Source organism: Anoxybacteroides voinovskiense, from assembly GCF_014196205.1.
GTDB classification, from domain to species: domain Bacteria; phylum Bacillota; class Bacilli; order Bacillales; family Anoxybacillaceae; genus Anoxybacteroides; species Anoxybacteroides voinovskiense.
Genome location: NZ_JACIDE010000010.1, coordinates 42,387 through 65,615 on the forward strand (window position 1 = coordinate 42,387; position 23,229 = coordinate 65,615).

Annotated in this window: 25 protein-coding genes and 1 other annotated feature; of the genes, 7 read left to right on the top strand and 18 right to left on the bottom strand. The window is 45.2% G+C overall.

Annotated elements, in window-relative coordinates; translation table 11 throughout:
• A complete protein-coding gene (locus GGR02_RS08600) occupies positions 1-1,071 on the bottom strand; it encodes a M42 family metallopeptidase (RefSeq protein WP_183184328.1) in 1,071 nt (356 codons plus the stop codon).
• Between the two features lie 131 nt (positions 1,072-1,202).
• Between GGR02_RS08600 and GGR02_RS08605 the strand changes: the two genes are divergently transcribed.
• A complete protein-coding gene (locus GGR02_RS08605) occupies positions 1,203-1,499 on the top strand; it encodes a PepSY domain-containing protein (protein ID WP_183184329.1) in 297 nt (98 codons plus the stop codon).
• A gap of 20 nt (positions 1,500-1,519) precedes the next feature.
• Here GGR02_RS08605 and GGR02_RS08610 read toward each other — a convergent pair whose 3' ends face one another.
• Positions 1,520-2,362: a YtnP family quorum-quenching lactonase gene (locus GGR02_RS08610; RefSeq protein WP_183184330.1), complete on the bottom strand. Its 843-nt coding sequence runs from the start codon at positions 2,360-2,362 to the stop codon at positions 1,520-1,522.
• Between the two features lie 71 nt (positions 2,363-2,433).
• A complete protein-coding gene (trmB, locus tag GGR02_RS08615; RefSeq protein ID WP_183184331.1) occupies positions 2,434-3,093 on the bottom strand; it encodes a tRNA (guanosine(46)-N7)-methyltransferase TrmB in 660 nt (219 codons plus the stop codon).
• A gap of 143 nt (positions 3,094-3,236) precedes the next feature.
• On the opposite strand from trmB, the gene GGR02_RS08620 reads away from it, so the two are divergent.
• Positions 3,237-3,506, top strand: coding sequence for a YtzH-like family protein (locus GGR02_RS08620; RefSeq protein WP_183184332.1), 270 nt, complete (start codon positions 3,237-3,239; stop codon positions 3,504-3,506).
• A gap of 56 nt (positions 3,507-3,562) precedes the next feature.
• Here GGR02_RS08620 and GGR02_RS08625 read toward each other — a convergent pair whose 3' ends face one another.
• The 6 genes from GGR02_RS08625 to pepV all read right to left on the bottom strand — a co-directional run bounded on the left by GGR02_RS08625 (position 3,563) and on the right by pepV (position 10,802).
• Positions 3,563-4,339: a phosphotransferase family protein gene (locus GGR02_RS08625; RefSeq protein ID WP_183184333.1), complete on the bottom strand. Its 777-nt coding sequence runs from the start codon at positions 4,337-4,339 to the stop codon at positions 3,563-3,565.
• 100 nt (positions 4,340-4,439) lie between these two features.
• Positions 4,440-6,575 carry a type I pullulanase gene (gene pulA / locus GGR02_RS08630; RefSeq protein WP_183184334.1) on the bottom strand — a complete coding sequence of 712 codons (2,136 nt, stop codon included), beginning with the start codon at positions 6,573-6,575 and terminating at the stop codon, positions 4,440-4,442.
• 39 nt (positions 6,576-6,614) lie between these two features.
• On the bottom strand, positions 6,615-7,529 hold the full coding sequence (locus tag GGR02_RS08635; RefSeq protein ID WP_183184335.1) for a nuclease-related domain-containing protein: 915 nt from the start codon (positions 7,527-7,529) through the stop codon (positions 6,615-6,617).
• The gene (gene thpR, locus GGR02_RS08640; RefSeq protein WP_183184336.1) at positions 7,517-8,113 is read right to left on the bottom strand and encodes an RNA 2',3'-cyclic phosphodiesterase; all 597 of its coding nucleotides are present in this window, start codon (positions 8,111-8,113) and stop codon (positions 7,517-7,519) included. Before thpR ends, GGR02_RS08635 begins: the two co-directional genes overlap by 13 nt.
• Before the next feature lie 17 nt (positions 8,114-8,130).
• The gene (locus GGR02_RS08645) at positions 8,131-9,315 is read right to left on the bottom strand and encodes an MFS transporter (protein WP_183184337.1); all 1,185 of its coding nucleotides are present in this window, start codon (positions 9,313-9,315) and stop codon (positions 8,131-8,133) included.
• 77 nt (positions 9,316-9,392) lie between these two features.
• Positions 9,393-10,802, bottom strand: coding sequence for a dipeptidase PepV (gene pepV / locus GGR02_RS08650; protein ID WP_183184338.1), 1,410 nt, complete (start codon positions 10,800-10,802; stop codon positions 9,393-9,395).
• Between the two features lie 260 nt (positions 10,803-11,062).
• Here pepV and GGR02_RS08655 point away from each other — a divergent pair, with 260 nt between their 5' ends.
• Positions 11,063-11,284: a DeoR family transcriptional regulator gene (locus tag GGR02_RS08655; RefSeq protein ID WP_066327762.1), complete on the top strand. Its 222-nt coding sequence runs from the start codon at positions 11,063-11,065 to the stop codon at positions 11,282-11,284.
• A gap of 84 nt (positions 11,285-11,368) precedes the next feature.
• Here the strand turns inward: GGR02_RS08655 and GGR02_RS08660 are convergent, their stop codons facing one another.
• Positions 11,369-12,118 carry a pseudouridine synthase gene (locus GGR02_RS08660; protein ID WP_183184339.1) on the bottom strand — a complete coding sequence of 250 codons (750 nt, stop codon included), beginning with the start codon at positions 12,116-12,118 and terminating at the stop codon, positions 11,369-11,371.
• A 100-nt stretch (positions 12,119-12,218) separates the two neighbouring features.
• On the opposite strand from GGR02_RS08660, the gene GGR02_RS08665 reads away from it, so the two are divergent.
• Positions 12,219-12,449, top strand: coding sequence for a hypothetical protein (locus GGR02_RS08665; RefSeq protein ID WP_183184340.1), 231 nt, complete (start codon positions 12,219-12,221; stop codon positions 12,447-12,449).
• Positions 12,450-12,468: 19 nt separating this feature from the next.
• Here GGR02_RS08665 and GGR02_RS08670 read toward each other — a convergent pair whose 3' ends face one another.
• Positions 12,469-14,091 carry a putative polysaccharide biosynthesis protein gene (locus GGR02_RS08670; protein WP_183184395.1) on the bottom strand — a complete coding sequence of 541 codons (1,623 nt, stop codon included), beginning with the start codon at positions 14,089-14,091 and terminating at the stop codon, positions 12,469-12,471.
• Positions 14,092-14,195: 104 nt separating this feature from the next.
• Between GGR02_RS08670 and GGR02_RS08675 the strand changes: the two genes are divergently transcribed.
• Positions 14,196-15,464 (top strand): BaiN/RdsA family NAD(P)/FAD-dependent oxidoreductase, encoded by a 1,269-nt coding sequence (locus GGR02_RS08675; protein ID WP_373286621.1) that lies wholly within the window; start codon positions 14,196-14,198, stop codon positions 15,462-15,464.
• Between the two features lie 10 nt (positions 15,465-15,474).
• Here the strand turns inward: GGR02_RS08675 and GGR02_RS08680 are convergent, their stop codons facing one another.
• The 5 genes from GGR02_RS08680 to GGR02_RS08700 all read right to left on the bottom strand — a co-directional run bounded on the left by GGR02_RS08680 (position 15,475) and on the right by GGR02_RS08700 (position 19,586).
• Positions 15,475-15,654 (bottom strand): sporulation protein Cse60, encoded by a 180-nt coding sequence (locus GGR02_RS08680; RefSeq protein WP_183184342.1) that lies wholly within the window; start codon positions 15,652-15,654, stop codon positions 15,475-15,477.
• 244 nt (positions 15,655-15,898) lie between these two features.
• The gene (locus GGR02_RS08685; protein WP_183184343.1) at positions 15,899-16,210 is read right to left on the bottom strand and encodes a rhodanese-like domain-containing protein; all 312 of its coding nucleotides are present in this window, start codon (positions 16,208-16,210) and stop codon (positions 15,899-15,901) included.
• A 72-nt stretch (positions 16,211-16,282) separates the two neighbouring features.
• Positions 16,283-18,700, bottom strand: coding sequence for a leucine--tRNA ligase (gene leuS, locus GGR02_RS08690; RefSeq protein ID WP_183184344.1), 2,418 nt, complete (start codon positions 18,698-18,700; stop codon positions 16,283-16,285).
• 78 nt (positions 18,701-18,778) lie between these two features.
• Positions 18,779-18,992 (bottom strand) — a binding site (T-box leader).
• Between the two features lie 178 nt (positions 18,993-19,170).
• On the bottom strand, positions 19,171-19,311 hold the full coding sequence (locus GGR02_RS08695) for a hypothetical protein (RefSeq protein ID WP_183184345.1): 141 nt from the start codon (positions 19,309-19,311) through the stop codon (positions 19,171-19,173).
• Positions 19,312-19,322: 11 nt separating this feature from the next.
• Positions 19,323-19,586 (bottom strand): YtzC family protein, encoded by a 264-nt coding sequence (locus GGR02_RS08700; protein ID WP_183184396.1) that lies wholly within the window; start codon positions 19,584-19,586, stop codon positions 19,323-19,325.
• Between the two features lie 150 nt (positions 19,587-19,736).
• On the opposite strand from GGR02_RS08700, the gene GGR02_RS08705 reads away from it, so the two are divergent.
• Together GGR02_RS08705 and GGR02_RS08710 are read left to right on the top strand one after the other, a co-directional pair.
• Positions 19,737-20,690 carry a TIGR01212 family radical SAM protein gene (locus GGR02_RS08705; protein WP_183184346.1) on the top strand — a complete coding sequence of 318 codons (954 nt, stop codon included), beginning with the start codon at positions 19,737-19,739 and terminating at the stop codon, positions 20,688-20,690.
• A complete protein-coding gene (locus GGR02_RS08710; RefSeq protein ID WP_183184347.1) occupies positions 20,687-21,262 on the top strand; it encodes a class I SAM-dependent methyltransferase in 576 nt (191 codons plus the stop codon). Before GGR02_RS08705 ends, GGR02_RS08710 begins: the two co-directional genes overlap by 4 nt.
• A gap of 50 nt (positions 21,263-21,312) precedes the next feature.
• Here GGR02_RS08710 and GGR02_RS08715 read toward each other — a convergent pair whose 3' ends face one another.
• A complete protein-coding gene (locus GGR02_RS08715; RefSeq protein ID WP_183184348.1) occupies positions 21,313-22,377 on the bottom strand; it encodes a tetraprenyl-beta-curcumene synthase family protein in 1,065 nt (354 codons plus the stop codon).
• A 14-nt stretch (positions 22,378-22,391) separates the two neighbouring features.
• Positions 22,392-23,186, bottom strand: coding sequence for an alpha/beta hydrolase (locus GGR02_RS08720; protein ID WP_183184349.1), 795 nt, complete (start codon positions 23,184-23,186; stop codon positions 22,392-22,394).
• Positions 23,187-23,229 lie beyond the last annotated feature (43 nt).

Consider the following 23,229-nt stretch of genomic DNA (forward strand, 5'->3'; position numbering starts at 1 on the left):
TCAACCCTTTCTTATCGTTTCAACAGTCGTACGGTCGCACGCTTTCACAAGTTCAATTAACAACTGTTTTGCCGCCGCATAATCATCGACATGGATAATCGACGCATGAGAATGGATATAGCGGGCGCAAATGCCGATGACCGCCGAAGGAATGCCGCTATTCGCAACATGGACACGCCCTGCATCCGTCGCTCCAGGCGAAATGAAAAATTGATACGGAATGTGATGCGTTTCCGCGGTATCTAATACAAACTCGCGCATTCCGCGGTGCGTCACCATCGAACGGTCATAAATACGAACGAGCGCCCCTTTGCCAAGATGCCCAAACTCTTTTTGGCTTCCAGTCATATCATTCGCTGGGCTCGCATCAAGGGCAAAGAAAAGATCTGGCTGAATCAAATGTGCCGCCGTCTGCGCTCCACGCAATCCAACTTCTTCTTGAACCGTCGCTCCAGAGTACAGCGTATTCGGTAGCGTTTCCCCTTTTAACTCTTTTAACAGTTCAATCGCTAGCCCACAACCATATCGATTATCCCAAGCTTTCGCTAAAATTTTTTTCGGGTTTTCCATCGGGGTAAATGGACAAATCGGCACGATTTGCTGCCCTGGTTTAATCCCCATTCGCTTTGCATCTTCCCGGTCATCCGCGCCAACGTCAATAAGCATATGCTGTATGTCCATTGGCTTATTTCGCTGGTCGTCTGAAAGCAAATGCGGCGGAACCGAACCGATCACTCCGACAACCGGACCATAGTCGGTGATAATATGGACACGTTGGGCTAACAACACCTGATTCCACCAGCCGCCAAGCGGTTGGAAGCGAACCATGCCTTGGTCGGTAATCGCCGTAACCATAAATCCGACTTCATCCATATGTCCTGCGACCATGACGATCGGATCGCCTTCTGCCCCACGCTTCACGCCAAAAATGCCGCCAAGCCGGTCTTGAACGATATCGTCAGCATATTTCTCCAATTCTTTACGCATAAACTGTCGCACCGCATGTTCATTGCCTGGTGCTCCCGGCAATTCCGTTAACGTTTTAAATAACTGAAGCGTTTCAACGTTCATAGCTTCTACCCCTTCTTATCATCTCTTTTTTCATTTTAACGAACAAAGGCGGCATTTGCCACTTTCCTAGCTCAATCCTGCAAAAAATTAGGTATACTATATGAGAAGCTACTCATTCAGGAGGGAAAACGATGAACTGGAGAACATTTATCGCTGGTGCGACCGCAGGATTTGCCGCTGCTTGCTTCGTGCAGTCATGGCGGAAAAACCAATTGCTTTCATCAGAAAAAGCGCTCGCGTTGGCGAAAAAGGCGTTTCAACACGCCGGACCAATTAGTGGCTCATGGATTCAAACTACACCAGAAACGTACGAAAAAGGTGGAATCATATACAACGTCTATAAAGGTGGCATTTGCCGCGGCGAGGAGCAATACGAATTTTTCATCGATGCCACTACAGGGACGATGATCGAAACGAAGACGTTATAAAAAGGGCGAATCCGCCCTTTTTACCGTTTTCGCAAAATGCTTTCGACAATTTCTCCATTTTCATCCCACTTCAGCGCTCGGTAATATGCGTCATGATAAAACGTCAGCCATGCTCGTTTTTCGATGGCGTACGGAATCCACTTTTGCTTTTGAGCAATCGACGTCATCGGGTAATCGTCAAAGGCAAGTACCCATAACACGTTTTGATGGGCATGCGTTGGCATTAAGTCTGCTAAATGAATGGCTACTTCGCCGTTTGATTCAATGACAACGATGGAGTGCCCGTCGCTATGGCCACCGGTATGCACCATTTTCACCCCGCTAGCCACTGTCAATTCCTCCGCAAACGTTACAACTTGCTCTTTAATCGCTTCCCAATTTTCTTTCCAATACGTATTACGTGAGCGAATATTTGGCGCTCGCATTTCGTCCCATTCGATTTGCGACGTAACGATTCGGGCGTTCGGAAACGTAGGTACGAGCGTATCCCCATCCCATTTCGTCAATCCGCACGCATGGTCAAAGTGCATATGCGTCATTAAAATCCAATCAATGTCATCGGGCGTGATTCCTAGCTCGCCTAGCGATTGCTCAACAAGCGATTCTTCGGTGACGCCAAAATTTCGCTTTTGCTTGTCCGACAGTCTTCCATTGCCGATTCCTGCATCAATCAATATGTACTGTCCTTCTACTTGCAAAAGCAACGGATCGGTACGAAGCTCAATTTGGTTATTGTCATTGCACGGATACTTTTTCGACCAAAGCGGCTTTGGAACGACACCAAACATCGCTCCGCCGTCTAAATGCGTCACCCCTCCGTTCAACCATGTAATCGTAACCTCACCGACTTGCAATTTCTCCATGTCCCATCACCTCAACTACTAGTGTACCATTCACGAAATGTTTCGAAAACAAAAAATAGAGGCTGCCTTTTTTAACGACAGCCTACCTTTTTCGGCGGATATTTTGCTTCACAACGGTAAATTCGGTTTCCTTTTGCCGCAAATTTTTCTTCGTATTCGGTCATGATATTTCCAGCAAAATCGCTGCGATGAAGGTCTAAACTCACAAACGTCAATAATAGCCCATATTGCGAAAAGCTGACGAGCGAATATTCAAATAGCCCTTGGTTATCGGTTTTGAAATGGATTTCTCCTTCATCCACTAAGATTTGTTCATAAAGCGCTAAAAACGAGCGATACGTCAATCGCCGTTTTTCATGTCTCTTTTTTGGCCACGGGTCGGAAAAATTTAAATAAATACGCGCTACTTCGCCAGCAGCAAACACGTTCGTCAATTGGTTAGCGTTTATGTTTAATAGCTTAAGATTCGGTAAATCATGTTCAATGAGCTTATCGAGCGCAGAAACGATGACGCTTTCATAAAGTTCGATGCCAATGTAATTAATATGTGGATTGGCTTTCGCCATGCCAGTGATAAACTGTCCTTTTCCCGTCCCGATTTCAATATGAAGCGGCTGCTGATTGCCAAATAGCTCATGCCATTTTCCTTTATATTGTTCGGGATTCGGAATAATATATTGCGGATATGCGGCAATTTTATCTTTCGCCCACGGTTTATTTCGTAAACGCATGTTTCTCCTCCATTCGTTTGTCATCGTTGTCAACGATACCACGAAGCAGCAAGGGAGGCAAGAAGAAAAAACAGCCGGAACAACGACTGTCTGCATAATTTGACCACGTTTCACGCATAGTAAAAGAAAAAAGGGGGAGCAGTATGCCGTTAAATCACGAACATCAAATGACCGTACTGAAAGATATTTTATCGAACCATCAAACCGACTGCTGCGGAACGGTGTCAGAGTGCGAACAAATTGAGCGGCTGGCGAAATCGTTAATGGGAAATGGACAAATTGACCAACAAGTAAAACAAGTACTTCCTTCCATTTACGATTATGGTCAAGCCGGAAAATATAGCGCTGACCTCGATTCGCACATTTCCGCCCATCAGCAACAACTATCGGATTGGGTCGACCAACTGACGTAGCTACTACTGCCCATAAAACTCAAAAGGCAAGCCATCCGCTTGCCTTTTGTCGCCATCTAATTATATAGAACGTTTTTTAAGAAGTGAAGCGATTGCTCCACTTCTTTTCCCATTTGTTTCTTTTTTTGCCAAACAAGGGCGTATAACGTTTGCACGACCGTATACCATTTCATCCGTAACTGCAGATCACTCGTCCAGTCCAATCCGTAAAACGTTAGCCAAGTTTCCCATTTTTCTTTCGGGATATATGTGTAGAGCAACATCCCAATATCGATTGCAGGGTCAGCGATTAATGCCCCATCCCAATCGATTAAGTACAACTGACCGTCCTCTGAAAGCAACCAATTATTATGGTTCATATCCCCGTGACAAACCACAAGCTCTTCACAACGAAGGGAAGAAAGATGTTCTTTCAGCCAAGCAACCGCTTGCGTGACGATTGGCTCGTCGCGCCATGGCTGCAGCAACGGTTCCAATTTTTCCATCATCGCCTGCGGAAAAAGTGGTTTTTTTCCTAGCCTTCGTAGCATTTCTGCCAAATCTTTTGAGCGATGAATTTTCCGCAGCAAACTGGCAACTTGTTCGCTTCCCATATCATGTGGTTTTAATTCTCTGCCATTAAGCCATTGCTGAGCGGTAATGACATCGCCATTTTCCATCCGTTTCGTCCAGACGAGTTTTGGGACGATTCCTTCCGCTGACAAAACGGCGAGAAAGGGGGAAGAGTTGCGTTTCAAAAATAATTTTCGTCCATCATATTCAGCAACATATGCATCTCCGGTAGCTCCACCAGCAGGAGTGATCTCCCACTCCTTTCCCAGTACCTGTTCCAAGCAAGTTCACCTTCAACTCATCAAAAATAAGAGACAGTAATCTGAGTATATATTCAGACAGTATGTCTTACTAGATTTTATATGCGAGATGCTTTTCTCGTCAAGTCAGTCCTTTCACAAGCACAACTGTGCCAATTCCTTGCAGCTCGATTTTTTTTGTCGCCGTGTACAGAGGATCGATTCCACTTCTTGTTTCATCACATACGACATGCCATCTTTCTTCATCAGGGAGTGTAACCGTTAGCTCTGTTTCTTCGTTATGGTGAATGACAATGATATCACGCCACGGCCCATACGCTGATACGTCGTAAAGATGAAAAGCGAGCACTGTCGACGGCATCGGTTCAAGCCATACAAGATAATTTCTTATTTCTTCCACTGTTTGAAAACGAAAAGCACCGTGCCATTTCCGCAGCCGAATCAATCCTTGCACGTAACGGACGTCTTCTTCGTGCATGCTTTTTCTCGTCCAATCGATGCGGTTAATGTCATCTGGAGCGTTATAACTATTTTCTATTCCTTGTTTTGTACGGTAAAATTCTTGGCCGCTATGCAAAAATGGAATGCCTTGTGCTAATAAGGTCATCGCTGTCGCTAATTTTTGTCGTTTTTTACGAATGGTTTCTCGCTCGTAATAGTTGGCGATGCTCATTTTGTCCCAAAGCGTATGGTTGTCGTGTGATTCGACGTAGTTAACCGTTTGCGTTGGTTGAGAAAACAAATGATGGCTTCCTTCGATTACTCGTTTCACTTGTTCGCGATGTTCGCTGTTTCCTAGAACAAATCCTTGTTCCCCTAAATGAAACGTACTCCCTTTGACATAATCGCGAAACCGATCGTTAAAAAAGGCAATCGTCGGCAGAAGGTGGGCATTTTGCATCGTTGCTTTTTTTTCCGACGGCAACGGTGTCGGCAAATCCCATCCTTCGCCGAGCAATAGAGCGGATGGATGGAGCGCACGAACAACTGCCTCGACTTCTTTCATCGTGTCAATATCGAGAATGCCCATTAAATCAAAACGAAACCCATCAACGCCATACTCTGTAAGCCAGAAACGAACGGAATCGACAATGAGCTTGCGAACCATTTTGCGCTCGGGGGCAAGATCATTTCCGACCCCTGTCCCGTTTGACGGCATGCCGTAAGCATCGTGGCGAAAATAATACCCAGGCACGAGTTTTTCTAGTGACGACTGTTCGCGAATGTAAACGTGGTTATAAACGACATCGAGAATGACGCGAATACCTTCTTGCTGCAAAGCGCGAATTGCTCGTTTCAATTCATGAATACGCGCATACGGATCGTAAGGATCGGTCGCATAACTTCCTTCCGGTGCGTTGTAATGAAGCGGATTATAGCCCCAATTGTACGCTTTTTCCGGCGCGTGTTCATCCACTCCCGCAAAATCATTCACCGGAAGCAGCTCTACGTGTGTAACCCCAAGTTGTTTCAAATAGGCAAGCCCTGTCACTGTTCCAGACGGTTCTGTTGTTGGAAATTCAGTCAGTCCTAGATACTTTCCTTTATGGACAACGCCGCTATGAGGATCAATTGTAAAATCACGAACGTGCATTTCATAAATAATGGCATCGACTGGGGCAGCAAGCGGAGGTAGCGCTGGTTTGGGCACTCGCGTTTTGGCGAGGTCGACGACGACCCCGTATTCTCCATTCACCGATACCGCTACAGCATACGGGTCGACCGCTTCTCGCCAAACAAGGTTAATACACGCTAAATACGTATAGTATATCCCATCTAAATTACCGAGTACTGTCGCGCACCATACCCCTTTTTCTCCGCGTTGCATCGAGATTTGTTCTTCTTTTCCTGCTTTGTTAATGAGCTTTAGTTTTACTTCTGTTGCTGTCGGTGCCCAAAGTTTAAACGTTGTGGCATCGTTGCTGTACGTAATGCCAAGGTCACCGTCATAATAAAACTGCTCGTCAAATGCTTCGGTGCGAATAACCGCCCCCATTTGCAAATCGGTAAACGCCCCATGTTCTTCATAAATGAAATAGCTTTTTCCGATTTCCACCGGAACATCGGGGATGCACTCATATTTAATGCTCGTCCATAAATCTTCGCGTTTCATAATTTGTAGTGCGCGTCGTTCTCCGTTTGGCGTTTGGATTGTAAATGAGCGCACTATCCCTTGGCAATACGATTTCGGTACTAAAATCGTAATCGTTTCCATTGTATCTAAATATGCTTCAAACGTCCGATGAACCGTTAGCACTCCATCACCCCCACTTCTTCCCCATTTTTTCCTCCCTTATCATTCTTCCTGCCATTGTCGTTCATAATAATGGCTGTAACAATGTTGCAATAAATGCGAAGTTGCTTTGAGTTGAACGTGCTTTAACGGCGCCGTTAAGCTGCGTAAGGAAGTAAACCATTGGTCGTAATACCGTTTATCAATAAGCTGCACATCGCTTGGCGCATAGCGATAGTCAAGGTATCCAGCACGGTTGAGCACCGCTTTTTTAATCGGCAATTCAATTGCATAATGTTCGTATAAATCTTTTATAATTTTTTCCGTCCGATACAATGAAATAAGCGGGTTTACTAATTTTTTCTCGCCCTCTTTTCCCATCTCCGTCCAAAATCGTTCACTAGATCCGACAATAATTTCTCCTTCCGCAAACGTCACACACCACGTCGCAGTCGGACTAACTAAAATAATATCCAGTTCTACTGGAGCGCTTTTAACTAAGAAAACCGGCTTATATAAACATAAATACGTATCCGGAAACCGCTGGAGAAAATATTTCAACGGTTCTTCGTAATAAAATTTTTTATCCACCATCGATTCGTATTTGACCGTCGAGCTCGCCCATTTTATTTGCAGCTGAAACACTTTTTCAAGAAATAATATTTTCAACTCATCGATCGTTTTCGGCTCGGTCACAAACAATGAAGCGAAAAAACGCTCTTCTTCCGACACGACGGGCTTTATTTCTTCCTCTAAGTTCGAACGCTTCCACCACCGTTTCATCGACTGCCAAAACGACGGTTTTTCTTCTAGCCATTCGAGCGATGCATCAACAGAAGGAGCCGTTTCCCCGTTTTCCCATTCTTCTTTTACTTTTTCCCATTGTTTTTTCTTCAGACGAATAAATTCGCTTGCATATCGATAAACATCTGTTTCGTATCTCGAAATGTAATCTTGCAATTTAATCAATTGCCCCACGATTCGTGCCCCCTGCGATTATTTTCTTCCCACCGCTGACGAAGTGGAAACGAAGCGATTGCCTCATATTTTGGCACCCGGTCAAGATGCGTTTGATAAAGGACAACTTCGTGCACCGAAACATACCCTTCTACTGCATCCGGCAACTCCATAAATAAAAATGGTTTCTCACCTTCCCATTTACGGGCAAGCGTAATATGCGGTGCAAACGGACGAGCGTCTAACGAAAACCTAAGCGCACGGCACGCCTCATATATGTCGTGACGAAGCAACCATAACGTTTCTTCTCGCTCAATTCCTTGCCATAAAATACGCGGAGAAGACGATGTTCCGAACGTCCCTATCGCTTTTAACGTTAAGGAAAACGGCAAATAGTTGTTGCAAATAGCCGCCATTTTCTCCTTCACCGCCTGCAATTGTTTGTCAGAAACCGCGCCTAAAAAAGCGAGCGTAAGGTGGTAATCGTCTTTGTGCACCCACGTGCGAAATGGAAAGCGCGGCGCTACTCTCTCACACCAATTGGCAATCTCCCGCTTAATTTCATCAGTAATTGGAACTGCAAGAAAATAATGAGTTTGCTTCATGTCTGTTCCTCCAGCCATTATGTCCTATTGTATGCGTTTTTCCGCTGTATCATCATTAGCGCCAATAAAATCGCTAATCCACCGAACGTTAAGAGGCTGAAAAATAAGTATACTGTGCCGATGTGGCTATGTTCTAAAATATAACCTCCGATAAACGTACAAAACCAGCTCCCGACACCGTTGCCAACTGCAGAATAAAGCGAAACAGCCGTGACGCGCACCTCGGTCGGAGAAATGTCGCGAACATATTGCAATGCAGCTGGAATAAACAATCCGACGGAAAACCCTTGCGCTACCGTTGTCGCATAAACAAGCCAAAGCGACGGCTCAAAATAGTAAAACAACCAGCGAAAAGCAGAAATCGTTGCCGCAAACGCTAAAATCGGAAGCATTCCGTAGCGACGGAGCAAACGATCTGCCACTCGCATAAACGGCGCTTCACTCCCTGCCGCTAGCAAAAAGGCAAGCCCAACACCGGTCAACGTTCCGCCAATTTCTTTGACAAAAACGCCAAAATAAAAATTGTTTGCATAAATCGGACCAAACACGAGAAACGTCACAACTAAAAATAAGACAAATGCAGGAATATGAAATAGCTGCTTTATCCCTTGTTTCATTTTCACCCGCATCGGTTGGCTTTCCCGCGGTAACTTCCATGCAAGCGTTGCAGAAAAGAATAAAATGAAGGCAAATACAGAAAAAATGATCGAAAGCGAAAACGTTTCTGACAGCCAACCGCCAACGAGTACAGATACGGCAAATCCAATCGCTCCCCACAATCGAATAGAACCGTAGTTCCCTTTTGTTTTTTGCACATAGCTTAATGTAATGCTATCCGACAGCGGAACGACCGCACTTTGCATAAACGCCAGTAACGCAGCAGCAACCACAATCCATGTATATTGCTCCATAGACGCATAAAATAATCCTGCAAGTGCGGTGCCGATAAGCGAAACAACCAATACCGGCACAGGCTGTCTCGTATAATCGCTAATCATCCCCCAAAGCGGCTGAACAAAAATCATGACAATGGGACTAATTGACATAACCGTACCAATTTGCGTTCCAGACAGACCTACTTCATTTTTTAAATATACCGACAGAAGCGGGAAAAGTGAACCGAAGCCAAAAAACGTAAAAAAGTAAAAGAGCGGAAAAATTGTGTTTAGCGGTGTTGCACCGCGGCGTATGATCATTTCCATATCCCCACGTCCTTTCAGAAAAAACACCGCCCGGCATCGAGCGGTTAGTTTTATTGTAACATATTTTGGAAAGTTTTTCACTTAGCAAGTTCATAAATGGCTTGCGCATAAATCGCAGTCGCCTTTAATAAATCGTCGATGATAATATATTCGTCTTTTTGATGGGCAACGTCCGGTCTTCCTGGAAATAGTGGACCAAACGCGACACCGGCTTGTAAGGAACGGGCGTATGTTCCGCCGCCAATCGAAAGCAACTCGGCGCGTTCGCCTGTCTGTTCTTCATAGACGCGTTTTAATGTTTGAATGAGCGGATGGTTTTGATCGACATGGTGCGGTTTAGAATAGCTAAACTGCTTCATCGAAAACCCGTATTGCGCGGCAACCATTTCTATCGTCTGCTTCGTATCCTCTACATCCTTTGTGACAGGGACACGTAAATTAATGCCGATCGTCCCACCGTTTTCTTTTGTATAGGACATAATGCCAACATTGACGGTAAGGTCACCGGTAATGTCATCACGATACGCAATACGGATGTTTTTTCCGCGCGAATCGCCATAGAAACGGTCTAGTAGTTGAACAAATGACCGAGCATTTCCGTTTAGCGGAAATGTGGCTAAAAAGTGCGCTGCATACAACCCAGCATTTTTCCCATGCTCCGGCTCCATCGCATGAGCAGAAACTCCTTCGAGCTGAAGAGTGAGCATATCTTCTCGAACAACCGCTTTTCCGTTCATATTGTTTTCCGCTAAAAAGCGTTGAAATTGCTGCTCGACTTCTATCAACCGGTCATGCGCCCCACCCAATATCACTTCCGCTGCATCTGGCACCATATTATATCGACGGCCGGAATGAAACGACTGCAGCATGAGTTCTCCATTGTCGTCTTCACCGTTTCTTGTTTGTTGTAAAGTCAGATCGGCAATCCCTTTCTCCGCATAAATAATTGGAAAATCGGCATCTGGCGCAAAGCCCATTGTTGGCATTTCTTCTTTCGCAAAATAATGGTCGACACAGCGCCAGTCGCTTTCTTCGTCGGTGCCGATAATCATTCGTACTCGTTTCCTTAGCGACAAACCGAGCTCTTTGACGATTTTCATCGCGTAAAACGCCGCCATCGTTGGTCCCTTATCATCAATCGCTCCGCGCGCATATATGTTTCCGTCACGAATTTCCGCAGCAAACGGATCGCTCGTCCACCCATCTCCTGGAGGAACGACATCGACATGGCATAAAATACCGAGCAATTCTTCTCCGCTTCCCATTTCAATATGTCCTGCAAAACCGTCAACGTTTTTGACGATAAACCCTTCTTCTTGTCCTTTTTTTAATAAAAATTGTAACGCATCATCAATTCCTTTGCCAAATGGCGCTTTTTCGGTTGCACTCGTTTCATCGAGCACACTTGGAATTTGCAACAATTGTCTTGTATCGCGAAGCAACGCTTCTTTTCGTTTCATCACTTCTTCCATCCAATGGATTGTCATCCAGCACCCTCCTTCTCGACATTTCTCCCTTGCCAACGTACCATAGAAAGCAGAAAAAAGTCAAAAAGGAATCATTCGTTTCGAATATTACAACGATATTAAAAATGTTGAAATATTTCGTAAATCTAAGCGAAAATGTAGCATTTTCCCTCCCTTTTCGTGTAAAATAGTAGTAAAACAAAATAGCAAAATAATCTCTCATCTTAGAAGCAGCGCTGATGTTATGCCATGCGAATTACGTAAGGATAGGGAGTGGTCTTTTGAAACCTTCTACTCATCGGATGCTAACACGGATTAAGTCTGTTTACATGTTTATCAGCGAAAGAGGCACCGTGACAACGCAAGAACTCGTTGATGAATTTGGCATCACTCCACGGACGATTCAGCGTGATTTGAACGTGTTAGCATATAATGACCTGGTTTGCAGCCCAAGCAAAGGCAAATGGATGGTAACCAACAAGAAGGTGAGAATGTCCTCTTAAAAGGTCATGAGAGAAAGGTGAGAGGTTATAAAACAAACGGTTAGCCTCAACATACCAAAAAACCATCGATATAGAAAAGGAACCTTAGAAAAGGTTCCCTTTTTTTGCGTCAGACGGTGCGTATTGTTTTAACTGCTCTATTTCGTCCTCTGTTAATTCCCGATATTCCCCTAACGCAAGCGTCGGATCAAGCGGCAGCGGCCCCATTTGTATTCGCTTCAAATACACTACTCGCTTTCCAACCGCTTGAAACATTCGTTTCACTTGATGGAATTTCCCTTCTGTAATCGTCACCTCTACCTCCGAACGAAGACCAGCTGACAAAATCACAAGCTCGGCCGGCTTTGTTTCATACCCATCATCGAGAACAACGCCGCGACGAAACGCTTCTATATCTGCTTTTGTCACTTCCCCATCAATAATCGCAAAATACGTTTTTGGCACATGCTTTTTCGGAGACAACAATTGATGGGCAAGCTGTCCATCGTTTGTTAATAACAACAAGCCTTCCGTATCTTTATCAAGCCGTCCGACAGGAAATGGGGCGAATCGTTGATCGTCCTCTTCTAACAAGTCAACGACCGTTTCTTCAAAATCATCTTCCGTTGCTGAAATGACGCCAGGCGGTTTATTCATCATTAAATAAATAAATGGTTTATATTCCACCTCTTCCCCCCATACCGTCACCGTTTGCTCTGAAGGGTTGACTTGCGTTTTCGGGTCTTTGACGATACTATCGTCCACTTTCACCACGCCTGATTTCAATAGTTTTTTTACTTCTTTGCGCGTTCCATATCCCATATTCGCGAGCATTTTATCAATTCGCAAACACAATCCCTCCCTTATGAAAATTTTGCAAGTTAGGCATTTACCTAGTCCGCTTTTTCCTTTGTGACATACAATGCTTAAGAAAAAAACGAAAGGAGATTTGCCCATGTACGATTATCGTCCACAACAACCGAGCGGTGCATATCCAGGATATCCAGGCGGTACGCCAGGAGGATATCCCGGAGGATACCCTGGCTATCCAGGAAACATTGAACAACGACTAAACCAAATCGAGCGAACACTTGAACGGCAAGGAGAGCGCATCAATCGCCTCAACCGCCGATTACAGCGCGTCGAGCGGCAGCTTGGCATTCCGTTTTCCACAGACGGGTTGTAATCTTTAAAAGAAGGCTGGTTTATGATACCGCCTTCTTTTTTCGTTGCAAAAAAGTGAATCGCTCGCCAAATAATAATGCGAGTAACCCAATTCGCTCGCTCATCACCCAATACACGCCTGCACCAAAAATAGCGCAAATAGTCACAATCACAATCGATTCCATTCGTCCTCCATCGTAATGAACCAACCATTCGCATATGTGCAGTACAATCGTGACAACGACCGACATAACCGCCGTAAAAATTCCGATTAACATCGTGCGGCGAATAACAAGTTTATAACGATAGTTAGTGTATTTTTTAATAATCCATAAATTCAATGTAACCGATACGAAATATCCAAACGTCGTTGCTAATACCGCACCTATTGTCGCAAATTGCGTAATGAAAAATGTATTAAGTAAAAGCTTCACCAATAAACCAAGCGTTAAACTAACAACCGTAAAGCGCTGCTGATTAATTCCTTGCAACACCGCTGCCGTCACGGAAAACAGCGCAAATAAAATCGCCGTTGGCGCATACCAGCGCAACACTTCTCCTCCGAGCGAATCGTAGCTGTAAAACGCCGCATACACTGGCTCCGCTAAAACAGCCATCCCGACGACGGCCGGTACCGTTAAAAATAGGACAACTTGAAATGTTTGGTTTAAATATTTGCGCAACGATTTTCGGTCGTTCGCCACATACGCTTTTGTAATCGTTGGAATAAGCGTCAACCCAAATGACGTCGCCAGCGTTACAGGGATGATCACAAGTTTTTGTGCCCAAACGTTAAAAATAGAATACGCTTCTTCTGAAATTTTTGCTAAACCAATCTCTGTCATCGCTCGATTGAACGTAAACTGGTCGATGAGCTGATAGAGCGGTGTTGCTAATCCAACAAAGACGAACGGTGCCGCATACATAATTAATTCTTTGTACATATCTTTTAATGGAGGATGAAGCTGTCCGCGATCTTTTGTAAGCAATTGTGCTAAATACTCTTTTCGTTTCCACCAATACCAAACTAATACGGCAAGACCTCCTAACGCGCCGACAAACGCAGCAAACGTCGCCAAACTAACCGCCGTCACAAGCGAACCGTGAAGCACGCGTAAGACAATATAGCAGCTGGCAAGTAAAAAAACGATACGAATGAGTTGTTCGATTACTTGTGACGCTGCCGTCGGCCCCATCGATTCATGCCCTTGGAAAAACCCACGAATTAAACTCATCACTGGCACAATAATTAACGCAAAACTTACGGCGCGAATGACGGTGACGACATCAGCCACCGAGTTTCCTTTGATTTGTTCATCAATAACAAACGGCGCAAGCCACGGGGCAATCATATAAAGAATGGCGCAAGCGGCAAGACCAGTCATCGTCATTAATACAAGCCCCGAGCGGAACAACCGGTAACCGGTGCGATATTCTCCTAACGCATTATATTTCGAGACAAATTTTGAAACAGCTAGCGGCACCCCAGCTGTTGCAAGGCTAATAAAAATTTGATACGGTACATATCCATACGAATAAAGCGCTCCCCCTTGTTTTCCGACAAGCGGGTAAAATGGGATGACATACACAAGCCCGAGAATGCGTGATAGCAGTACTCCAGCGGTCAATATAAACGTCCCGCGCAACAATTTTGATGACATAATATCCCTTCCCTAAAAGCGACTTTTCATAACTTCTGTATTTTATCACATTCACGAGAAAGTCGAGAAATTTTCTTCTCTTGACTATAATAGAGAAAGAAAGGTTGGTGGAGCAAGTGTATGATGTCATTGTCATCGGTGGCGGACCGTCTGGCTTAATGGCAGCGATTGCCGCCGCAGAACAAAACGCGAGCGTTCTACTCATTGATAAAGGAGACAAGCTTGGTCGAAAGCTTGCGATTTCTGGTGGAGGACGCTGCAATGTAACGAATCGGTTGCCGATTGAGGAAATCATTCGGCACATCCCTGGAAACGGCCGCTTTTTATATAGTGCGTTTTCCGTCTTTAACAACGAAGACATTATCCAGTTTTTTGAGCGGCTTGGGGTGGCGCTCAAAGAAGAAGACCACGGGCGAATGTTTCCTGTGACAGACGATGCTCAATCGGTTGTACGCGCATTGATTCATGAATTGGAGCGGCTCGGGGTGCACATTCGCCTTAACAGCCCTGTTGCCGATGTCGAATATAAAGACGGGAAAACGATCGGAATAACGTTAAAAACAGGAGAATTTATCGCTGCAACAAGCGTCGTAATTGCTGTCGGCGGAAAATCCGTCCCTCACACCGGCTCAACCGGTGATGGCTACGTGTGGGCGGAAAAAGCTGGGCATACGGTGACCGAATTGTTTCCAACCGAAGTGCCGATTACCTCGCATGAACCGTTTATTCAAGCGCGGACGCTACAAGGTCTTTCGCTGCGGGATGTGGCGTTAAGCGTGCTGAACCAAAAAGGGAAGATAGTCGTCACCCATCGCATGGACATGATTTTCACCCATTTTGGCATCTCTGGTCCAGCTGCATTACGTTGCAGTCAATTTGTCGTGAAAGAATTGAAAAAATCCGAGGCGGTGACGATGAGCATCGATGCGCTTCCTGACGAAAATAGCGAAGCGCTATTTCAGCGCCTCCTCCATCTGATAAAAGAAGAGCCGAAAAAAGCGGTGAAAAACGTCTTAAAAGGGTTGCTTCCAGAACGCTATTTATTATTTTTGCTTGAGCAAAACGGCATTGACCCACAAATGCCAGCGAGTACGCTTTCGCATGAAAAACTGCGCGCATTCGTAGCGAGCTGCAAGCAGTTTACGTTTCTTGTCCACGGCACATTGCCGCTCGAAAAAGCGTTCGTTACCGGCGGAGGCGTGTCGGTAAAAGAAATTCATCCGAAAGAAATGGCGTCAAAGCTGATGGAAGGTCTTTATTTTTGCGGGGAGATTTTAGACATCCACGGCTACACAGGCGGATATAACATTACCGCTGCCCTCGTCACTGGTCGTCTTGCTGGAATGAATGCAGCAAAATATGCACACAGAGCCTAGTCCTTTTTGGCTAGGCTCGATACACGACCATCGCCGAGAAGCAATAGATTTGCTCCCCTTCTGATTCCATTAATGCGACATCGTATTTTATATCGATGAGCTGTCCTTCTTTCAATCCCGCTAAAAACTTATTGACGGACGCTTCTAAATCTTTTTCATGCTCTTCATCGAACACTTTCACTTTATACATTCTCCTCCCCCCTCGCAAATATAGTTCTTTCTTTACGGCAAAAATCCTTTCTACATAAGAAAAGCGCAAAGCGCCCGCCTATCGGCGAAGATCGCACAAGCCCCACCAAGGAGGCTTCGCCGCCGCAGCGTGGGGCGGAGCGACTCGAGCCGATGGCGCTTGGAGCTAGACAGCGCTCCACCTAATGGTAAGATTTTATACTTTCTTACCTTTCAAAAAAACACAAAGCTGTAAAAGCTTTGTGTCATTTTTGGACGATTTCTCCGTCCCATGCAAGCATGCCGCCGGTCATGTTGCATACGTTATAGCCTAGCTCTTGCAAATAGTAACAAACGTTTCCGCTACGTGCGCCGGAACGACAAATAAAAATGTATTCTTCGTCTTTTTTGAATTCGTCTAAACGGTTCGGAATGTCTCCCATTCGAATATGCTTTGCGCCGGGGATCATCCCTTGGGCAACCTCTTCATCTTCGCGCACATCTACTAAATTTAGGCGCTCTCCTCTTTCTAGCTTTTGTTTAAGCTCTTCGGCTGTAATTTCTTTAATTTCTTCCATGACACAGTCCCCTTTCTTTTCTCAATATTGTCCCCCGCCTAACGGGAAGCGGGGGACTACACTCACTCGATATTAATTGGCGACAATATTTACTAATTTTCCTGGAACAGCGATCACTTTACGTACGGTCTTTCCTTCGATTTGTTCTTTAATTTTTTCGTCTTCCATCGCAATTTGCTCAAGCTGCTCTTTAGAAGCATCTGCCGGTACGTTCAATTTCGCGCGCACTTTTCCGTTTACTTGCACAACGATTTCGACTTCGTCCTCGACTAACTTCGCTTCGTCATACGCCGGCCACGCTTCGTATGCAATCGAGTTCGTGTGGCCTAGCTTTTCCCATAACTCCTCTGCGATATGTGGGCAAACCGGGGACAACAGCTTCACGAACCCTTCCATATACGCTTTTGGCAATACGGTTGCTTTATACGCTTCGTTGATAAATACCATTAGCTGCGAAATAGCGGTGTTAAAACGAATGGCTTCATAGTCCTCGGTTACTTTTTTCACCGTTTGATGATAAATTCGTTCTAATGTATCTGCTTCTGAATCATCGACGATTTTTGGATTCAATTCGCCGTTTTCTTCAACGAACAAGCGCCAAACGCGGTCTAAGAAGCGGCGGGCACCGTCCAACCCTTTGGTCGACCATGCGATCGACGCTTCAAGCGGTCCCATAAACATTTCATATAGACGCAATGTATCCGCGCCGTGGCTTTCGATGATATCGTCTGGATTAACAACGTTTCCTTTTGATTTGCTCATTTTCTCGTTGTTTTCCCCAAGAATCATCCCTTGGTTAAATAATTTTTGGAACGGCTCTTTCGTCGGCACAACGCCGATGTCATATAAAAATTTGTGCCAGAAACGCGCATATAACAAGTGCAATACAGCATGCTCCGCACCGCCGATATAAATGTCAACTGGAAGCCACTTTTTCAATTTTTCCGGATCAGCTAACTGTTCAGGATTGTGCGGGTCGATATAGCGTAAGTAATACCAGCAACTTCCCGCCCATTGCGGCATCGTATTCGTTTCGCGGCGCCCTTTTTTACCTGTTTTCGGGTCCACAACGTTCACCCATTCTTCAATGTTCGCTAGCGGCGATTCGCCTGTTCCGGACGGTTTAATTTCATCTGTTTTTGGAAGCACAAGCGGTAATTCTTCTTCCGGTACGGGCGTCATCGTCCCATCTTCCCAATGGATGATCGGAATCGGCTCCCCCCAATAGCGCTGGCGGCTAAATAGCCAATCGCGAAGGCGATATGACACTTTCTTCTCGCCTTTGCCGTTTGCCTCCAACCATTCGACCATTCTTTTTATCGCTTCTTCTTTATTCAAGCCGTTTAAGAAATCAGAGTTAATATGTTCCCCATCGCCCGTATACGGCTCTTTCGCCACATCGCCGCCAGCAACGACTTCTTTGATTGGTAAATGGAATTTTTTTGCAAATTCATAGTCGCGTTCATCGTGTGCTGGCACTGCCATAATCGCCCCTGTGCCATAGCTCATGAGCACATAATCGGCAATCCAAATTGGCAATTTTTCGCCGTTGGCTGGATTGATTGCATACGCGCCCGTAAATACCCCTGTTTTTTCTTTCGCTAAATCGGTGCGCTCAAGATCGCTTTTACTTTGAATTTGTTGTAAATATGCTTCCACCGCTTCTTTTTGCTCTGGCGTCGTAATTTTTTCGACGAGCGGATGTTCGGGAGCAAGCACTGCATAAGTCGCACCAAATAACGTGTCTGGACGTGTCGTAAAGACGGTGAACGTTTCATCATGGCCGTCAATGGCAAAATGAACGTGTGCTCCTTCCGAACGGCCAATCCAGTTGCGCTGCATTTCTTTAATGCTTTCAGGCCAATCGAGTTCTTCTAAGTCTTCCAACAAACGGTCGGCATATGCAGTAATCCGAAGCATCCATTGTTTCATCGGCTTGCGAATGACTGGATGTCCGCCGCGTTCGCTTTTCCCGTCAATGACTTCTTCATTCGCCAAAACCGTTCCTAACGCCGGGCACCAGTTGACTGGCACTTCATCCATATACGCTAAGCCTTTTTCGTATAGCTTTAAGAAAATCCATTGTGTCCATTTGTAATAATTTGGATCAGTCGTATTGACTTCCCGATCCCAATCGTAAGAAAAGCCAAGCGATTTAATTTGGCGACGGAAGTTGTTAATATTTTTTTCGGTAAACTCAGCTGGGTCGTTCCCGGTATCAAGTGCATATTGCTCTGCCGGCAAGCCGAACGCATCCCATCCCATCGGGTGAAGGACATTATAGCCTTGCATGCGCTTCATACGCGCTAAAATATCGGTCGCTGTATATCCTTCTGGGTGTCCAACATGAAGACCAGCGCCGGACGGATATGGAAACATATCCAAAGCATAAAATTTTCGCTTTCCTTCCTCTTCCGTCGTCTTAAACGTTTTGTTCTCTTCCCAATATTTCTGCCATTTTTTCTCAATCTCACGATGATTGAAGCTCATGTCATATCCTCCCATCTTTCTCTGTCTATGGTCAAAGTGTGAACAAAAAAGAAAATAAAAAAACCCTCGTCCTTCATCAAAAGGGACGAGAGGTCGAATTTCCCGCGGTACCACCCTCATTAGCGCACAAAAAACGCTCACTCGACTCCTTAACGCAGATTCACGGCGCATGCTACTTCATTCGCACACGCAACTCCAAGGCGAGTTCGTAAACAAACTTCGGTTGACTCGCACCAGCCGTCAACTCTCTGCGCACCGTTTGTTCACTACTACTCCTTTTCACGGTCATTTGGCAATATTTTATTATAATCATTATTTTAAGAAATTTATCACTTCGTTGCAAGTGTCATCCAAATAATTTCGTACACTATTATACGAAACACGTCTTTCGTTCGCTACTTTTCGCTTCCTCTCCGTTCGGTTTTTCTTGGCATTGGAAAAAGCACCCGGATTGTCTCCGAGTGCTTCGTTTATTGCTCAGGATGGTATTCTGCTTTCGCTTCCTGTCCTTTTTTCGCGTTCCGTTGTTTCACTTCTTTTACCGGATCGTCGAAACTTTTCAAATGCAACGTTTTTTGTTCTGGATTATTTTGTTTGGAACGTTTTTTCATGGCTGTCTCCTTTAATGGTCTAATAAAATCATGTCGTTTTGCAATTGCTCAAGCTGTAAGCGCATCCGATGCAACTGTTCGCGCTGCTGGGCGTTACAACTCAACGCCAAATGGGCTAAATCATTTACTGCCTGCTCAAGCATTTGTTGCGCGTTCATGTATTCTATGTCATTGTCATGTTCTTGCCGCTGTGCCTCGTTATATTGCTCTTTCGCAAACCGAATGACATCTTCACAATGCTGTAAAAACTCATCTACTGATTGCCGCGTCGCCATCGTCTTCCCTCCACCTAAAAAGTTGTCCATTTTTAATGTGCGCACTTCTCTTTCTCGTTATGACGCTAATGATTGGAAATTGTCGATTTTTCGGCTGAATCATGCTACAATGCTAAAATGACAACTATCAGTAAATACAAGGTGATGACGATGAATCCTTTTCCATATACCAATGACAATAAGCGATACCATACGTGGAACTATCATTTGCGGCAAACGTTCGGCCATAAAGTGTTTAAAGTCGCCCTCGACGGCGGCTTTGATTGCCCGAATCGCGACGGTACGGTCGCATACGGTGGCTGTACATTTTGCAGTGCGGCTGGCTCTGGCGACTTTGCCGGCAACCGCGCCGATGACTTAGTGACCCAATTTCAAGACATTAAAGAAAAAATGCACGCCAAATGGAAAGATGGAAAATATTTAGCATATTTCCAAGCGTTCACGAACACCCATGCCCCTGTCGATGTGTTGCGTGAAAAATACGAAACCGTCTTACAATTAGACGGCGTCGTCGGGTTGTCGATTGCGACACGTCCTGACTGCTTGCCGGACGATGTCGTTGACTATTTGGCGGAACTAAACGAGCGCACATATTTATGGGTCGAGCTTGGCTTGCAAACGGTTCACGAACGAACAGCGCTCCTCATTAACCACGCGCATGATTTCGCCTGCTACGTCGAAGGGGTGCAAAAACTTCGCAAACACGGCATTCGTGTTTGTTCCCATATTATTAATGGATTGCCGCTTGAGGACTATGACATGATGATGGAAACTGCCAAAACGGTCGCCAACTTAGACGTGCAAGGCATTAAAATTCATTTGCTTCACTTATTAAAAGGGACACCGATGGTAAAACAATATGAAAAAGGAATGCTAACGTTTTTATCGTTTGAGGAATACGTTCAACTCGTTTGCGACCAACTCGAAATTTTACCGCCGGAAATGGTCGTCCATCGAATTACTGGCGACGGTCCGATTGACTTAATGATCGGTCCAATGTGGAGCGTCAATAAATGGGAAGTATTAAATGCCATTGATGCCGAACTCGAACGACGCAATAGCTACCAAGGAAAATATTATAAAAAAGAGGCGATTTCCCGATGAAGCTTGCCCGTATTTTGCCGTTTGCTCGCTCGCTGCTTGACCTTGCTGTCCAACCCGGAGACGTCGCAGTCGATGCTACAGTCGGCAACGGACACGATACGCTTTATTTAGCTGAACGCGTCGGGAAAACAGGACGCGTTTTCGGCTTCGATATTCAAGCACAAGCGATTGAAAATACGGTTGCCCGTCTAAAAGAACATCAAGCGCTGGAACAAGTGACATTATTTCAAAAAAGCCATGATGAATTGTGCGACGCAATTCCGACCGACTATCATGGACGCATTACCGGCGCCATTTTCAATCTCGGGTACTTACCAGGCGGAAACAAGCAAATTGTCACGAAACCCGATTCAACGATTCGTGCAGTAGAACAATTACTTCACATCATGGCACCGGAAGGAATTATCGTACTCGTCATTTACCACGGCCATCCAGAAGGAGCCATCGAGCGCGATGCGTTGCTTTCCTATGTCGAAACGATTGACCAGCAGCGCGCACACGTACTGCGTTATCAGTTTATCAACCAAATCAACCATCCGCCATTTATTATTGCGATTGAAAAACGACAATAGGCTGCCTCCAACGAAAGGCAGCCTTCTTTGTTCAACGCCAAAAAGATCGTTTACGCCCATTTTTGCCATGTGCGATATAGGCGACCGTTCCAGTAAAAAAAGCGAGAAATAGGACCACCCACACGAAGCAACTGTTTTGCTAGCTGACGTATGTTCGAATGCGCCCGGGCTTTTTCATCTGATAAATACAACCCTAATAGCCCGCGATGAATCAACCGATGAAATGCCCCGTGCGGCAACTCTGAAAGACACCGCTCTGCTTCCTCCATAAAGTGACATAGCCGTTCCAATAACACGACATCGTTTGGATAATAAAAACAAAAATTTAAATCGCCGCCAAGCCGGTCTTCTTCTTGGTCAATAAAATAGTCAAGCAAAATATGCAAGCCTTGAATGTACGGAAAATAGCCATCACGAACGCGGTATGCTAACTCTTTCGAAAACGATTCATTGAACGCATATGCCACTAAACAAAAGATACCGAGCGTCGAACCCGAACATGCAGAAAACTCGTACCATTCCATTGGCGGGAGGTTGTTTTTATGCTGCGCAAACCATTGTGTCAACCGCGGAATGCGTTCTTCTTGTTTCACATGTTTATGTACTTGCAAATCGCAATAATATCCCGCCAGTTCTTTTAAAAGCGGCGCAATCGTGTCATAATGAACGACTTTTTTCAATACATCTTGGCACGTATAGACAAGTTCATGTAAATAGCCGCCATCGTTTTGTTCGCTTCGATACCGGTAATAATTCGTCGGAACAGCATCGACACATAACGCATCGGGCATCGAATCATGAAGGGCGCGAAAGTCTAACGGATCTAGCGATGTGCTTCGGTCGCATAAATTATCAAGATAATCGCTAATCGTTTGATAGGCGACAATAAACCGGATGCATTCTTCTCGATTCGCTTCTGCTAGTAACGCCAAAATCGCGCCGCCTTCGCAATGAAATGTTTTTGTATTCATGCTTGCGAGCGCTTGTTTGCGCAATTCCGGATCAGGAATGTTCTCCGCTTTTTTTCGCCAAAACGCCAATTCACGATGGACGATTGGAAACACATCGCGATAGACGTTTTTCATTAATGAAACAGGATGCGTCGGAATACTCAACAACCTCACCTCAACTATGTTCTCCGAAGCATTAGCTGTGTGTCAAAAAATGTTTTCGCGTACAAAAACACATCCTCACGCTCCGGCTCATTAAAAATTTCATGATACAGCGAATCCCATTCTTTATATACTTTTTCTGAAATTGGTAGATCGTCAAACCATTGTTTGACAGCGGTCTTGTCCACAATTTTATCGTCGCCTCCCTGCATAAGCAACAGCGGAACATCGGGAAATTTGTCAATATTGCGTCGAGCGAGCTTCATCGCTTTTACTAGCTCACGATACCAACGGACAGATACTCTTGTCACATAAAGCGAATCATTTTTGTCCATTTCGCGCACTTCTTCATTTCGCGTCGCCAGCTCCACCGACAGTCCAGAGTCAAACAACATCGCAGGCGCAACATAATTCAACATTTTCGACAAAGCATCAAGCCCTTTGGACGGATAGGTGACAAGCCCTAAACATGGCGACGATAAAAGAACGCCACTTATTGGGAGATGCTTTTCTTGCAGCGTCCGAATGACGACAAGCCCGCCCATGCTATGACCAAGAAGGAAAATCGGCAAATGAAACGCTTTTGCGGCTTCGACCCACTCCGCCATTTCGTTTATATACTCATCAAACGACTGAATATGCCCTCGCTTTCTTCGCGTCGTCGTCCCTTGACCTGGCAAATCCCCCATAACGACATGAAACCCGCTCAAGCGAAACATTTCGATTAGCCACTTGTATCGGCCATGATGCTCTGCCGCCCCGTGAACAATTACGACAACTCCTTTCGGCTCTGTCGCTTCCCATTTCCACATAAAAATCCCTCGCTTTCGTTTACGAATGAAAAAAAAGTTTGTA